8 protein-coding genes are annotated in these 16024 nt (G+C 56.4%); 4 read left to right on the top strand and 4 right to left on the bottom strand.

Annotated features, from left to right (window positions below; translation table 11 throughout):
* Positions 1–109: 109 nt before the first annotated feature.
* The 3 genes from J3U88_RS24925 to J3U88_RS24915 form a co-directional block, all read right to left on the bottom strand.
* Positions 110–1696, bottom strand: a complete 1587-nt coding sequence (locus J3U88_RS24925; RefSeq protein ID WP_207861717.1) for a hypothetical protein — start codon at positions 1694–1696, stop codon at positions 110–112.
* A gap of 601 nt (positions 1697–2297) precedes the next feature.
* The gene (locus J3U88_RS24920) at positions 2298–3938 is read right to left on the bottom strand and encodes a bifunctional diguanylate cyclase/phosphodiesterase (RefSeq protein WP_207861716.1); all 1641 of its coding nucleotides are present in this window, start codon (positions 3936–3938) and stop codon (positions 2298–2300) included.
* 621 nt (positions 3939–4559) lie between these two features.
* A complete protein-coding gene (locus J3U88_RS24915) occupies positions 4560–6659 on the bottom strand; it encodes a low temperature requirement protein A (RefSeq protein WP_207861715.1) in 2100 nt (699 codons plus the stop codon).
* A 395-nt stretch (positions 6660–7054) separates the two neighbouring features.
* Between J3U88_RS24915 and J3U88_RS24910 the strand changes: the two genes are divergently transcribed.
* Both J3U88_RS24910 and J3U88_RS24905 read left to right on the top strand, forming a co-directional pair.
* Positions 7055–10471 (top strand): response regulator, encoded by a 3417-nt coding sequence (locus J3U88_RS24910; protein WP_207861714.1) that lies wholly within the window; start codon positions 7055–7057, stop codon positions 10469–10471.
* A 111-nt stretch (positions 10472–10582) separates the two neighbouring features.
* Entirely contained in the window at positions 10583–11443 is an 861-nt protein-coding gene (locus J3U88_RS24905) for a tetratricopeptide repeat protein (RefSeq protein ID WP_207861713.1), read from the top strand.
* Between the two features lie 118 nt (positions 11444–11561).
* Here J3U88_RS24905 and J3U88_RS24900 read toward each other — a convergent pair whose 3' ends face one another.
* The gene (locus J3U88_RS24900) at positions 11562–12302 is read right to left on the bottom strand and encodes a helix-turn-helix domain-containing protein (RefSeq protein ID WP_207861712.1); all 741 of its coding nucleotides are present in this window, start codon (positions 12300–12302) and stop codon (positions 11562–11564) included.
* A gap of 489 nt (positions 12303–12791) precedes the next feature.
* On the opposite strand from J3U88_RS24900, the gene J3U88_RS24895 reads away from it, so the two are divergent.
* Positions 12792–14018, top strand: a complete 1227-nt coding sequence (locus J3U88_RS24895; protein WP_207861711.1) for an EAL and HDOD domain-containing protein — start codon at positions 12792–12794, stop codon at positions 14016–14018.
* A gap of 823 nt (positions 14019–14841) precedes the next feature.
* Positions 14842–15939, top strand: a complete 1098-nt coding sequence (locus tag J3U88_RS24890; RefSeq protein ID WP_243436144.1) for a Na/Pi symporter — start codon at positions 14842–14844, stop codon at positions 15937–15939.
* Positions 15940–16024: the final 85 nt, after the last annotated feature.

Below are 16024 nucleotides of genomic sequence, written 5' to 3'. Positions count from 1 at the left end.
TATCTGTTGTGGCGGGAACACTTGGCAGAAGAGGTCTTTTTAATGACAAAAAAGCCGAAATAAGGGGTCGGGAAGATCCTTATTTCGGCTTTTTTTGAAAATGGCGAGGTTACAGCGTGGGATCGTTGCTCGCCAATCGTGCTTCCCAAATCGGATCGACCGGTGGAAACGCGGTCGCCTCAAAGGTAGTCAGTGGCAGGAAGAAGGTGCGCGGTCCATTTTGGGCGTTTAGGCGACCCCGGAACAGGTTGGGGGCGATTTCCTCCAGTTGCACCCGTTCGTGCCACACGTTGCCCATGGTGATCAGCGGTTGTTTGCGCTGGTGCGGTGTTTTGGGGTAAAGCCTCAGGAGCGGCGCCACCGCGAGCGTGAGATTGGCCGTGTCCGCTTCCGTTTGCTCGCCGAACAGGGCGGTGAGGGCGCCTTCGTGGTGAATCGCACTGCCTTCCACCAGGGTATCGGGCAGGGTGAAATCGGGATGGTAGTTGCGTTTACCCTCGGTGCGGCGGGTGACCGCGGTGCGGTTCGCCTCGGTTTGCGCCAGGGTGAACTGCATTTGCAGGTCGAGGCCTTGTGCGCGCAGGGCGACCAAATAGGCCATGCCGCGATGGGGGAGACCGTAATCGACAACCGTTTTCCAGGTGTGGTGTTTGAGGAATTCACCGCGTTGGAGACGGCGCGGCCCGGTCGCTTGTTGCTTTTTCAGGGCAAAGGCCGGTTGCGTGTTGACCAGGGTGGATTGTACCGAGAGGCGGTAGAGGGCACCGATGCGTTGGGCCGGATCCCTGTCAACCCGGCCGCTCGCTGCTTGGGTCGCGTACTGTTCTAGATAGGCCGCCGGCAATTCGGCAGGGACCACCGGGATCAGCGTTTGCATGCGGCCTTGGGTTGCTTCTTGAATGAGGTGCCGGACCAGGCGGTCGGCCAAGGGTCCGTCGACCGCGGCCAGAAAGCGGTTGACACGGTTTTGTTGCTGGGTGAAGTGGGTTTTGAGTTGGCGCCACATCACATCGGAAAAACACGTGGTGCGGTCGCCGCCGCATTGTTCCATCTTTTTGTGGAGTTTGACGAACTTCTCGGCACCGTCCAGGTGGTGGCTCTGGGAGCGTGGGAACAGCCGCTTGAGGGCCGAGGTCAGGGTTTTGGTCACGCGGGCGTCGGGCATCTTTCCTTGTTCGTCGACGAACCAGGGCAACTTAGCGAGTGCGCTCGGATCCACCGTGGTGGTTCCGCTGCCGGCTTGTTTGCCGCCGAGATCCTGATACACCTCGGCCAGGTATTGAATCAACCGCTTTTCAAAAACGAGCAGATCGGGACGAAGCTGGTGATTAATGCGCAGCCAGGTGCCGTAACCCGCGGCCGGATCACCGGGAATCACATCAATGCCGAACAGTTCAGGATGTTCGCGCAGGCTTGCGGCCGTGCTTTCGGGATGGGTGGCCAGGTTGAGAATGCGGTTAAAGCGCACCAGGGATTCGCTGTTGCGTCGGGGGTCGCGCCACCAGGCCGGATCTTCGGCGCGCCAGCCGGCGACGTAGGGTTTCTGCTTGGGACTGAGTGGGTGGTTGAGGATCAGGTCGCCCAAATGTTCTTTGGCCGACTTTTCGTAAAACACGAGGGTCGGGTCGCTTGCGAACGAAAACGAGGCGATCAGCAGCAGGACAAGAGACACAAAAACGGGACGTTTTGGAAACATAATTCGCTCCTCAAAGAGCCCGCGACGCGGCGCACGAGGGCGCACGGTTTCATCAAGCGAAAGCAGGACCAAGGGAACCCAAGGCCGCACATAAAAGGCCTGGCGGGAAAAACGGGTTCAGCCAGAAGGAGGTCCGCTGAGTTGCGGCAAAAAAGATGCGTGGCGAGCGGCAAGTTCACGGCACGGGCCGGAACAAAAATGAATGTGAGTACTTGAACAAGAAGCATGCAAAGCGTTGCAACTTTGTTATATCGGGAACGGCGCATCCTGACAAAACAAACCGGCGATAATGCGGCGCGCGCCACGTAGCGGCTGATTTCAGGTGAGGAACGGCAAAGGATGAAGATCCTCACAGATTTAGGTGGTGGGGATGGGTTCGGTTTTGGCGGGCGTGGCTTGGATTGCGCTCATTTCTCAGGATGTTTTGATAGATAGAGGATGGGCGATTGAAGTTGTTGTTTTGGTGAAGTGGGTCTACCCCAAATCCGAATAGCCGCCCAAGTAAAAAGGACCCCAAGCCAAGCAAAAAAGGGCCATCAGCCCGATCCCCAAGCCATCCCCTGCGGAAATGGAGAAAACAGCACCATCCTCAAATCATCGCTTAAGAAAAGGCTTGCGCCGCCGGCTTGGGTTTTGCCAAGAAAAAACCCTGGAAGTGGGTCACACCAAGGTTTTCCAGGCTCCGCTGCAAAAGTTGGTTGTCGACGAATTCCGCCACGATGCCGATTTCTTTTTTGGTTTCCTTTCGCAATTCCCTGACCAGATCCACAATGGAACGAATGCCGATCACGCTGTGGCGGAACCGTTCCCCGTCCGCTTTGTTTTGGATGTAGCGGTTGAGGCCTTTAACCAGGGCGGCGTCGACCTTGAAGTAATCGGGGATGATCCCGTATTCGCATAATTGCATGACCCGCACCAGGTTGGAGCTGCGCACGCCGTAATCGTCGAGCGCGAGGCAGCAGCCTAGGCTTATCAAACCTTGCAGGGTGTCCAGGCCGCTTTCCGTGAGTTCGTCGTCGTCGCTCCATTCAACCAGTTCAATAATAATGTTGGAGCAACGAACCTTGTGGGTTTGGGCGGTCTGCTCAAACCATTCGAGAAAGGGTTTGCCGTCGATGTGCTGCTCGAGCTCTTCCGCGGTGATGTTGAGGGCGAGTTCGTAAGGGGTCGGGGCGATTTCCGCAAAAATTTTCGGCCAAAGCTTGGCGGTTACCTCGCGCAGGCGACCTTCTTCTTTGATTGACTTGAAGAACTTGAACGGGGACATCTGGGGGGAGCGCCACAGCGCCTCGAACTTGCGCTTTGGTTTGCTGAACAACCCGACCTTTGCCTTGGAAAAGATTTCCTGGTACGCCGCATAGAATTCGCCCTGTTCAAGAATTTGAATCGCGAGCTGGTGTTCGTTGTTGGCGGCAAGGGTTGCCGCTTCCAGTTCGGGGGTGAAAATGACCGTCTCGCCTTTTTCACTGCCCGCGGCGGCCTGCTGGGCGTGGTCCATCACGTTTTCAGTTTCATTCAGCACCACCCCGATCACCACCTTGAGCATGTTGCCCTTGGGCGTTTGTTCAATGTGGGTACGAACCTTTGAACTGAAATCGCGCACCTGGTTTTCCCGTTGCCAATCGCCGACGACGGAAAAACCGGGGCCGTCCTTGTAGATTTGTGCCTGACCCTGGGTAATATTTTGGATGATTTCGGCGATTTGCTTCAGCACCTCATCGCCTTTTTCGCGCCCCTCGCGGTTGTTGATTTTCTCCAAGCCGTCGAATTCAAAACGGACCATCGAGGTTTCTTGGCCCTCGCGCGCGGCCAGATCTCGTTCGAGCTGTTGGCGGGTCGCCACCTGGTCGCCCAAGCTTATACCTGACTCGCCGACGGCCGGGCCCGCGCCGCTAAGGTGTTTCTCAATCTCGTTCAGTAAATTACCTAAGCCGTTGAGCAAAAACATGATCTTTTCTTGGTTTAGGTGACCGTCGGCGTGTTCGCCTGGCCGAAACGCGGCTTTTTTTACCAGGACCAGGGAGCCCTTGAGCTGGCGGACCATCTCGGTGCATTCGGCTTTTTGGGTGATGGTTTTGGCGACGGCCGGTTGGGCCGCGCTGCCGATCAGCATGGCCAGCCGGTCCAGTGAGCGCACCAACAAATCGCTGCCCATTACCAAAACACCAGGGTTGGCCTGCATGTATTGCCGCCAGTCCTGCTGGTGCTGTTGCACCAGCGCAATCATCTTATTGCCGGCCATGGGTTCTCCGTGACAGATAAGGATGTCCCATCCCGAGGCGCGGGGGCATAGCAGGGGTTGCCGGTTGAATCGGGCCGAGGGTTGGGTTGAGGGAATGAAGTGGCCTAATTTTATCAGGTCCTGGCCGGCAAAAGCGATTTTGTCCTAAAAATGTTGCGGGTAGGGTGCAGTGACCGGCCACACGCTTGGCGAGAAATCCAAGAAAACCAGGGCTTTTGTGCGGTGGATTCAAAAAATTGAATCGCCGACCCAAAAAAATGAATTTTTTGGTTCAGTTTTACGAACAAATCGTCGATACTATAAATCACTGCTGGGCGGAATAAAAAAATCCCCACCACTTAAATTCGGGTGAGTGATGGGGAGTGAAAACCGGCAGATTCGGACCGGTTAATTCTCTTAAAACAGTTCCTTGTGTTCATCTCTTTGTTTATCAGGGGGATACCCCGAGCGAAAAGCTCGGGGTTTTTTTTATTTCTGACTTAAAAAACCATGAATTGTCAATGTACCGGGCGGGGATGCCCGCCCCTGGGCCTTGTGTTCTTCAAAAAAAAGCGACGTCGATCAATGACGCACGGATTCAATTGCCTGAATTAGGTGCACTAATCGTGCCAGAAAAATGCATCACGCCTCTTCTTTTGATTTCTCCGTCTCTAGCGGCACGGTTTGGTGGAACTTCTCGTAATCCACCATGATGCGGCCGTCTTCCAAATTGGAGAGCACGTCCACAAAGCGCTGGTTGCAACGGAGATCTTCCGGTTGGTAAGTATGGCGGGCGTAGTTGGTTTGGCCGTAGGTGCCGTCGTGACCCATGATCGTCGCCATAAACACCACCACCTGATTGGGAATTTCTTCCCATTCCATGCCGTACAGCGGGCTTTCCTCATCAATCATATGAATCACCTGCCAGGTGAGCGAGAAAAAAGGCGTATGGTTGCGCACGAGTTTGAGATCATGCACGCGGCGCACGTGGATATCCTCTTCCGTGAATTCGTCGCGCAGCATGGAGAGCGTGATGGTGGCGTCCATCAACTCGTTGCCGCGCGCGTTGCCGGCACGGAGCATAAGCACCGGTTTCCCGTCGTAGCGGGTGAGTAGGATGGGTTTGCTGAAGATGACCGAGGCGCGTGGCCGCGAGGCTTTGGCGAACATGAGGCCCGTGATTAGGGCGATGCACAGTAAACTGACGCCTGCCTCAACCGTGGCAACGATGTTGCCGTACAGGTTGCCGGGATTAAGCGTGCCGTAGCCGACGGTGGACATTGTCTGCACACTGAAGAAGAAGGCGTCGGCAAAGGATTTGCCGGCCGCGTTTTCAATGGAGCCGGGGACCAGCAGGTACAAGGACGCGAAAATCACATTGAGCAGCAGGAACACCGTGACCGCGGTGAGCAGCAAACTGGTCCAAGAGCCCTGCATAAAATAAACGTACAGATCGGAACGGTAATTGGAAGGGGTGCCGCGCCGTACCGCTTGGGCCACGTCGGGAATGCGCGAATGGGTGTTTTGGGGTTTGTCTTGTTTGGCCAATTCGGCAAGGGTCGTGGCCGGGGTGGCGAGTTGGTGCTCTTCCATCGGGGCCATCATCATGTCGAAGGCGACTTGGATGATGCCGACCGCCGCCACCATGGTGAGGAACCATATCGCCGGCATCGCGCCGCCTGCCGCCGCCAACAGCAAAATCACAAAGCCGGAAAACAGGCGCACGTTAACGCGCAGATGGTCGCTGAGCTCGGCGTGTTTGCGTTCCGAGACCGAATCGATGAGTGCCGCGGCGAAGAAGGTGATCGCGAGCGAACCGCAGAGCAACCAGCGGTATTTGGCCTCGCCGATCTCCCACATGTCGAAATAGGTTACTTTCTTGAGGGCGACGCCCACGGCAATCATGCCGAACTGAAGCGGCAAGTGGCCGTAAAGCCAAAGGGGGTAGGCCAACGGGCTTTTGCGCAAATGGCTGCCGGCCACATCGTCGAAGTAGATCCACCACATGGAACAAATCAGCAGCAACCCGAAACAGGAGGGGATGATGTAACCCAGTTCGGCGTGCTGGGTCAGCGCGGCCAGAACTTTGACGAAGGATTCGCCCAAAACGATCAGGGTGAGCAGGCCGTAACGTTCGGAGAGGTGTTCGAAGTCAATCGGATAGCGTTCGGCCAAGGCGCGAGAACGGCTGCCCAGGGGCGCCGTGATTACGGCCGCGACCCCGAGGAACCATCCGAAATAAGCGGCCGGCTTGGGGACAAAACCCGACACGAACCAAATTGAGGCTGCCACCAAGTAGATGCGGAACCAGTGGCGCGTGGAATCGCGCGCGTCGGTCTGGTGGGTGTGGGTGCGCAGGTAAAAAAGCGCAACCAACAACAGCGCGGCACTGCACGCGAAGGCGAAGGGTTGGTGGTTACCCGCCAACGCCTGGGGGACGGTGACAACCATGGCGCCGACGCTGAACATTTGCAGAAACACCATCAAGCGGTGCATAAAATCGTCGACATCAAAGCGGTTGGCGAAATGGGTGAAACCCGTCCAGATCACCCACAACGGCGTGAACAGCGCGACGAAGCCGACAAAGCGTTCGATGGAAACGTAATCGCTGAGGGCGTTGCCCAGTTGAATGAAGGATGCGACAAAAATCAGATCGTAAAAAAGCTCCAGCCAACCGGCACGTTTCTCGTGTTCACTGTGGGCGGTGTGGATGGTGGGCTTGTGAAACCAGCGACTGCGCATGGTTGCTCCAAGGGGATAAAGGTGGTTTTGAAAAAAAACTATGTTAGCAGTCTCAGGGCCGATTGAACATGCGTCGATGGGTTTGCTGCGTCGCAACCGCGGCCGGACCGGTGCCGTCCCTCCGTGCTTTCTTTTCTGCTGGAGATCATTGATAATGGAGGAAACTGTTTTCCACCCATCATTTTTTCAACCTGTCGACCCTTCTATAGGTTCAAGCCTGATGCCTTTGGCTGCCTTCCGATTCACCTGGCTCCTCGCGGAAACGGCGGTCCGAACGTCGGAAACGGCGGTCCGAACGTCGGAAACGGCGGTCCGAACGTCGGAAACGGCGGCCTGGGCCGGACGGTGCAGGTTGGGGCACGGTCGTCAATCTCCCCGATCTTGAGGCGAAACCCTTGCAAATCCAGAGTTATACCTGGCTACTCGAACAATGGATGACGGCTGAGGCGGCCAACCGGCACGAGGCGGATGATGAACACGCCCTCGCCGCGATGCTGCATGCCTTTGCGGGCGCCTTTGGCGCCCAAACCGCGGTTTTGTTGACCTGTGCACCTTCTTGTGAGGGCGGCTTATGGTACGGCTGGCGTATTTGGGCGCTGGATCAAGGCCACTTACACGGACAACCCTTTTCCGAGGGCAACGCTTTGGAAAACTGGTGGCCCCGTCACGGCGCCCAACGCGGCCGGATGGTGGTCTTCGGCGATGCCGCCCCCCATCTTCCCGATCTCTCTTTTCTAGAGCCCGCGCTTCAACCCAAGCAAGCCGTAATGGGTTTTTCCGTGTTTCACAACGACGGCACGCGGGCCTGCCTGATGCTTGGCGACCCCGCCTTTGCCCTCCAAACGCAACCAAAGGCCGCCTTCCGCACATTTCTCTCGGAAACCGCGGGGACTGAGCTGGGCGGCTTTATGCCCGAGGGCTGGACGCGCGGCCGCCTCCATCGCCTGGAACCACTCGTACTCAAAATGGCCGACTGGGCCGGCAAAGTGCCTCATCAGCACGGGCTCGAACGGTTCTTTGACATGATGGTCCGCAAAAAGAACCTGTGGTTTGAAATCTTTGCACGGCAAACCGCCGCGCTCTGGGTGCTCGACGCCGCCGCCAAGGTGGTTTTTGCCAATCAAGCCGCGCTGGCCCTGACCGAGTCGGATTTGGCCCACGTGCTCGGTAAACCGCTTTGGGATCCGTCCTGGGGCGGGCGGGCCGAACGCCGGGAACACCAACTGGAACCTGCCTGTGCCGCCGCGCTGGATGGTGAGATCGTCGACCTTGCCGAGGTGACCCTCTTCCGCCGCATGAACATGACCCTGCGACCGTTAGGCCCCACGGACGGTTGCAATTATGTATTGGTTTACGGGCGCCCGCTTGAGGCTGATCTCAACCTCCCCATGGATCGGGAGTACGGCGAACAACTCGCGTACTTCGAAAAGTTGGAACGCATTAACCAATTGTTGCGCGGCAAACAAGTCGTGGGGGACATGCTCGACGCCGTCAAATCGGCCATGTTGGATGTGTTCGACTGCGACCGCGTTTGGTTGCTGTACCCCTGTAATCCCGAGGCGGAACGCTACACCGTGCGTGCGGAACAAACACGACCTCGCTTTCCCGGTGCCTTCGCCGCGGGTTTGTCCTTTGAAGCCTCGCAACAAACGCGGCAGCGTTTTCGTGAGTTGCTGGCCCAGGACTGGCCGTTGCAAAGCGTGTTTGAGGGCGGTTATCCCAGTGAAATCCAAGAACGGTTTCAAGTGCGCTCGGAACTGATGTACGCCCTGCGCCCGATTGACGGCGATCCCTGGGTGCTCGGCATTCACCAGTGCAGCCATGCTCGCGCCTGGAGCGAATCCGATAAACGGCTTCTGCGCGACATCGGTTTGCGAGTGACTGACGCGCTCGGCCACCTGTTGTTGCTGGAACGCCTGCGCGAGAGCCGCGCCAAGTACAAAAATTTGTACGAACAAGCCATGGTGGGTATTTTTCGCATCCGCACCTCGGACGACACCATCCTTTTGGCCAACGCCTACTGCCGCACCATGCTTGGTTATCACGGCGAATTTCAGGGACCCATCCATCTCAAGCACCATTTCGAATCCAAACAAGATCTGGGCGCCGTCAAACGCCGTTTGAAGGAACAGGGTTCGGTGGCCGACCACGAAATCCTCATTAAACCCAACAACAAACCGGCTTTTTGGATCAAGGTCTCGGCGCGGTATTTTGCCGAAGACGGTTTTGTTGAAGGGGTCGCGCTTGATATTGACATGGTGAAACGCAGTTTCAGTGCCTTGGAAGAAAGTGAGGAGCGGCTGTCCTCCACCTTGCTTTCCATCGGCGACGGGGTCATTGCCTCCGATATCCAAGGTCGCATCGTTCGCATTAATCCGGTAGCCGCCGCGCTCACCGGTTGGGCGGTGGACGACGCGGTCGGACAACCGGTCGGTGTGGTTTACCAAACCTATGAACCAGAGGAACAAACGGCTCTGCCCGACCCGGCCGGCTTGTTGCTGCGCGACGAACACGCGGTGCTCCCCCATCGCGATGTGGTGCTCAGCGCGCAGGACGGCGAAAAACACTTGATTCAGGAAACGGGCAGTTTGATTCGCGGCAATCGAGGTAACCTGTGGGGAACGGTGATTGTGTTTCGCGATGTGGGGGCCGAACGCGAACTGGAGAACGAACTCAATCAGGTGCGCAAGCTAGAGTCGATTGGGTTGCTGGCGGGTGGCATCGCCCACGATTTCAATAACTTGCTTAACGGCATCCTCGGCTACAGCGAAATGCTGGTCGAAGATTTGGAAGACCGGCCCGAATTGCAAAATTATGCGCGGGTAATCGGGCAAACCTGCCGGCGCGCCGCCGACTTGGTTTACCAGCTACTCTCTTTTTCACGCAAGGGCAAACGCAAATCGGTTTCGGTCGACCTGCACGCGCTTTTGGGTGAAGTCGTCTCCATTTTACGCCGCACCATTGACCGGCGCATCGAAATCAAGCTGAACCTGGCCGCGGTTCACCACGGGGTTTTGGGGGATCCCAGCCAGTTGGAGAGCGCCTTGATCAACCTGGGCGTCAACGCCCGCGATGCTATGCCCGGCGGCGGAAAGTTGATTTTCGAGACCCAAGAAGATGAGCCGGATGTGACCTTTTGTACCAAGCACGGCCTTCCGCCCGGCCGTTACCTTAAGATTTCGGTATGTGACGATGGTTCGGGTATGTCGCCGGAGACCTTGGACCACATCTTCGAACCTTTTTTCACCACCAAGGAACCAGGCCACGGGACCGGTTTGGGATTGGCGGCGGTATTCGGAACCATCAAATCCCACAACGGGTTGACGCGAGTCCATTCGGAGCTGGGGCGGGGAACGACGTTCCATTTGTGGTTGCCGCTTCAGGACGGGGGCGCCGCGGTGGAAGAGGAAACCGCCGACACCTGCGCCGGCCGATTCAGTGGGCGCGTGTTGGTGGTCGAGGACGAGGAAGTATTGCGTTCCATGGCGGCTAATTTGTTGCAGCGCATGGGTTACGAGGTGTTTACCGCCGTCGACGGCTTGGAGGCGGTCACCGTGTTTGAGGCGCACCACGCGCAATTGGACTGGGTGCTTTTGGACATGGTGATGCCGCGTTTGAACGGGAGCGAAACCTTGGTGCGCCTGCGTGCCCTTAATCCCAGGGTGCCGGTGGTGATGACCTCGGGTTTCAGCGTGGACCAGTCCGCCGAGGGGGACGGTGTCGGCGCCGCCGACGGCTTTATTCAAAAACCCTTCGGAAAAGAAGAATTATCGCGTATGATCGCGATGCTTTTCGAAACACCGGACGGGTGAGTTTTTTCTTGCCAGGTTCGCTTGCACTCCGAGATGATAGGGGGTCGGCAGGCGGCCCACCGTCTTGGGATGCCACCAACCGGCAGCGATGCCACACGCGGAGTGAACGTCATGACGTACGAATTACAAGATTTCCAAACAGATGTTGTGGAAGCGAGTATCCAGACCCCGGTCCTCATTGATTTTTGGGCCCCTTGGTGCGGTCCCTGCACCCAGCTTTCACCCACGCTTGAGAAGATGGCCGACGAGGCCAAGGGTGCTTGGAAGCTCGTGAAAATTAATGTCGACGAGCATCCCCACATTGCCGGTCAATTCCAGGTCCAGGGCATTCCTTTCTGCGTTTTGGTGTTTGGCGGGCAATTGGTTGATATGTTCCAAGGTGTCAAAAGCGAAACCGAGTTGCGTCAGTGGTTTGCCGAACGCTTAGGCGATGCCGCCCTACCGCTTGAAGATGCGGCGGCGGAAGAACCGCCGGTCGATCCGGGTGATCCGCGCCAACAGGCCACCGGCTTTTTGGTTGCGGGTAAATTTGCCGAAGCCGCCGCGGCGGCGGAGCAAGTGGTCCTTGAAGACGACAGCGACGAAAACCGCGTTTTTTATGCCCGTTGTGCCGTGTTTGTTGATCCCGAAAAGGTCAAAGCTTATTTGGCGCGGATCTCAGAGGATGCCGAGCAATACGATGTGGCGCAGAAGTTTATCGGTTTGGCGCGGGTGTTGATGAATGAGGACGACAAACTGCCGGAACACGCCAATTCCAAGTTAGCCGGTTACTACCGGGAGGCTTTGCAGGCCACGCGCGCCGGCGAATTTGAGCAGGCCTTGGATGCCTTTCTCGAGGTGCTGTACCGCGACAAGAGCTACGACGAGGACGGGGCGCGTTTGGCGTTTATCGGCCTTTTTGAATGGCTGGGCCGCGACCATGATGTGGTTAAGGCGTACCAGCGCCGTTTCGAGATGGCCGTTTTTGGTTAAAGGTTTGGGGCGGTGTGGTGCCGCCCCGATGTTGCGTTTCGAGCAACGAGGGCGCTGAAACGGGCGTCGGCTCGGCAGCGACAGGGTTCCGTGATGCGAGGGGGATGCGTTCGTTCCCCTAACCATCCTGCTTGCGCTTTGTGAACAGCGAGAAGACCCAGGGTCGAAACCCGATCATTAGACCGACGCCGCGTTTGTTGTCGCTTGGTTCCTTCAGGTCGCCTTCCGTCAAATCATTAAAAGCCTGCACCAGCTTCGCCACATGGCGGTCCAACAATTGGAGCGAAGTATCCGACAGCTCGCCGGTGCGGAAGTGCAGGGTCGCGTTGGCGCGGCTGAAATCATCCTGCAAAAATTCTTGTTTGACCATGGTTTCATAGGCGCGGCGCACCGGACCGCCCTCGCGCCATTCAATAATGCGGGAACAGCGCAAACGCACGCGGTTGCCGGGATGGAGTTCAATCAGGCCCATGCGGTCAAGCTGGGTCAGGAACCGCAGTTCCGACAAATCATCGACCTCGAATTCGCGTCGGATCGAAACCGGGTCGTAGGAATTAATGAGCAAATAAAAATAGGAAAGCAACTGCGGGTCGGCCGCCAATTGTTCCTCTTGTTCCAGGCTGAGCTTGCCCACTTTTTCGGCCTTGTACATGTCGGTGAGTTTGGCCAACTCGAGGATGTTGATTTCTAGGACATTACAAATGTCTTCTAAGCGCTTAAGGGTCACCGATTGATCCGAGAACCAGCGCTTCAAGCTGGATTCGCTAATGCCGACCCGACCGGCAACGTCGCGGTAGGTTAAACCTCGGGCGCGAATCGTTTGTTTCAATGCCTGTAACAACTGCGTCGTTTGACTCATAAACCCTTCCTCCCGCGATCCTTACCACTATAGTCGGCCCGTGCCGAAGCGTGAAGTGTTTTTGGGTCTCGCATTCGTCAAGCCCGATCCAATGAAAATCGCATGGTCGTGAGCCGGCCCCTTTCGGAAACAGGAAAAGCATACTAACCTAAGCGAATTGACCTAAGAAACGCGAAAAGTCACGGTGATGGTCGCTAAATCTCTGTGCTATAACGGCCTTTGAATTGGAGTTACCGACCCTGTGTAACCACGATTTGCTTTTGGCAAGCCGTTTTACGTCAGGGATTTAACCAAAATACCTTGTACTTTTCGTGTCGGCGCTCCCGACCCCAAAAAACCCTCGCGGGGCCTGGCGCACATTCCTCGCGGTTGCCGCGAGAAAAGCGCAACACGCGAGCTGCCCTTGCCTGAGGCGCGCCGCGTTTTTTGGGTTCCCCGTCTGTTCGGCAAATTCCGCCCGCCGCGTCGGGCCTCCCGGAGCCGTTTTTTATGGACGTCTTTATCGCTCGCCAACCGATTTTTAAGCGTGACCGCGATGTCTTCGGTTATGAATTGTTGTTCCGCGACGGGCTTGCTAATTTTTTTGGTCATCACGATGTGAACGAGGCCGCCGCGCGCGTGATCGCCGACAGTACCTTCCTGTTCGGCATCGATAAAATCGCCGGTGGCAAAAAAGCCTTCGTCAACGTCACCCGTGACATGTTGGTCCGCCGCCACGCGGGCCTGCTGCCGCGCCACGATGTGGTGCTTGAAATTCTCGAACATGTCGAACCCGATGACGCGGTCATCGCCGCTTGTGCCCGCCTCAAGGACAAAGGTTTCACCCTGGCCCTCGATGATTTTGTCTACCGTGAGGCCCTTTCGCCTTTGGTTGACCTGGCCACGATCATTAAAATCGATTGGCGCGCCATGAGCCGCGATGCCTGCCGGCGCTTGGTGGAACAACTGCTGCCCCGCAAAAAGTTGCTTTTGGCCGAGAAGCTTGAAACCGAGGCCGATTTTCGCGAAGCCCTCGATATGGGGTTTCACTATTTTCAAGGTTACTTTTTCTGTCGACCGACCATTCTCAGTCGCCGCAATCTCGTTGGCAACCGCCTGATCTACTTGCAGTTGCTCAAAGAAATCCACAAACCGGAAATCGATTTCGCTACCCTCGAAAAGCTGATCTCACAAGATCTTGCCCTGAGCTACAAACTGCTGCGCTACATCAACTCCGCCTTTTTTGCTCTGCGCAATCAAATTCAGTCGATCCGCCACGCTTTGGTTTTGATCGGCGCGGTGGAAGTCAAGAAATGGGCGACCTTGCTTTCGCTTTCCACCATGGCCGAGGACAAACCCTTCGAGTTGATGCAAACCGCCGCCTTGCGTGCGCGCTTATGTGAACTCATCTCCGTCAAATTAGGGTTGGAACAGCGGCGTTCGGAATTTTTTCTGATGGGCCTATTCACCGTGATCGATGCCCTATTGGACCGCCCTTTAATGGAAGTTCTTTTGGAGATCCCTTTGGTAAAGGACATCAAAAAAGCCCTGCTTCACCGTGGCAAAGGTAATCATCGCAACGTTTTAGAAGTGGTCACCGCGTACGAGGCGGGTGATTGGCCGGCCGTGGAAAGCTGGTCCGAAAAAGCCGGGTTGGATCCCGCGCCCCTTCCGTCGCTTTATCTCGAAGCCCTGCAGTGGGTCCAAGATGCCGGTGTTGGCGCGTCTGCCAATTAAGACCGCCTAACGCAAGCGCGGCTTGCGTTAGGCTCAACTCTCGCGGAAACCGGGGGGACCCTGGGTGGTAACGCGGGGAAACCGCATCGAAATCGTCGTGGATGGCGTTTCCCTAGAATTATTTGGGAAACTTTTTTAGAGAATTTGGTAAGATTTGGTTCCTTTGATTTGCGGTGAGCCCGTCTTCCGTTTTGCCGCAATTGTGCTACCCCCGCCTCATGATAGGTTGTTCGGCGTCGGGGCCGTCTTGTTAAGTGTGCTTGTTTTCGTTTTTGTTTCCTCGCTCGCGGAGCGCGGCGTGTGCGGCTGATTTTGCTAGGCGATTCGCTGTGACCTCACTTGAGAAAAGCGGCTCCACCCCCCCCCCGGTGTGTGGTGACTTTTTGCAAGCTGTTGTAGGTTGTTGGTTTCGTGCGTCTCGTCGCCCAATTTGGCGCTTTCTTCGGCAAGTTGCGTGGGCCTGTCGCCGCGCGCTTGATGCGACGGGCAACACGATGGAACAACCACGCTTTTTGTTTCCCGCGTTTCGCCGCGATCATGAGGTTTATTTGGCGACGTTGGGCGTTCCATCCAGACGGGGTGTTTGGGTTTGCTGAACTTGTGTTGTGATTATGTGAATTTCTCGCAAAAAACTCACAAAAAAGCCATCAAAACACACCTTCTTTCTTGGCTTCATTCGGTTTACCCTTTTACTTGCCGCTTCACACGGCTGGAATCTTTGTTCGGGAGCATCCCCGTGAATCAATCACATGCCTCCACTTCCTCTCAAGGCCCTCGCGACACCGAGGGCGCCCAGGCCGGCGCGGCCGGGCCCGCTAAATGGTTGGCCATCGTCGCACTTATTTATCTTTTACTCGTGGCCGTCGGAACCATCGGTTCCGGTTTTAAATGGGCTTCCGGCGGTGCGGAGGGCGCCGAACGTTTGTTTGCCTTTGCAACCAATCCTTTTATGGGTCTGTTAATGGGTTCCTTGGGAACCGCGTTGGTGCAGTCGTCCAGCACCGTGACCTCCGTGATCGTTGGCCTGGTTGCGGGAGGTTTGCCCGTTTCCACCGCCATCCCCATGATCATGGGCGCCAACATCGGCACCACCGTCACCAACACCTTGGTGAGCTTGGGTCACATTGGTGAGAAATCCGAGTTTCGCCGCGCCTTTTCTGCCGCTACCGTCCACGATTTTTTTAACTTAATGGCCGTGGTGATTTTCCTTCCCTTGGAGATGGCGACCGGGTTATTGGAGAAAATCGCCCTGTGGCTTTCCGAAATCATGACTGGCTCCGCCAACCTTGATACCGGTTCGTTTAACCTCTTGAAGGCCGCCACCAAGCCGGTATCCAGTAGCATCAGAGATATTTTGTCCGGGATTCCCGAGCCTTTCGGCGGGATCTTGATGATCCTGATCGGGATTTTGCTGATCTTTTTCTCGATTTACTACATGGGCAAGTTACTGAAGCAGGTCATGGTTGGACGTGCCAAAGCCATGCTTCACGCCGCCATTGGTCGCGGTCCGGTTGCCGGGGTTTTTTCGGGGACCGTGGTCACCGTGCTGGTACAAAGTTCCTCAACCACCACCAGTTTGGCCGTTCCCCTTGCCGGTAGCGGTGTCTTTGGCTTGAAAGAAATTTACCCCTTTACCCTGGGCGCCAATATCGGCACCACCATTACCGCGTTGCTCGCGGCCACGGCCATTTCGGGTGGTAACGCGGTTTTCGCCATGGAGATCGCCCTGGTTCACATGTTGTACAACACCTTCGCGGTTTTCTTGATCTACTCGGTCCCGTTTTTGCGCAACATCCCGCTGGTCGGCGCCCAAAAACTGGCTGATCTTGCCGCTGAACGCAAGGCGTTGGCAATTGGCTACATTGTCTTTGTTTTTTTCGTGATCCCGCTGATTTGCGTCGGCATTTCAATGTTATTCTAATCGGCAACTTCCATCCGTTTATTCCGGGATACGAGACTGTCCCCGTGTCCCGGCGAGACGGGCTCGCCAAACCTCGCTCATTTGG

The organism is Acanthopleuribacter pedis, from assembly GCF_017377855.1.
GTDB lineage: Bacteria > Acidobacteriota > Holophagae > Acanthopleuribacterales > Acanthopleuribacteraceae > Acanthopleuribacter > Acanthopleuribacter pedis.
Note: the sequence above shows the minus strand (reverse complement) of the source record. Positions and strands in the feature narration are given on the sequence as shown.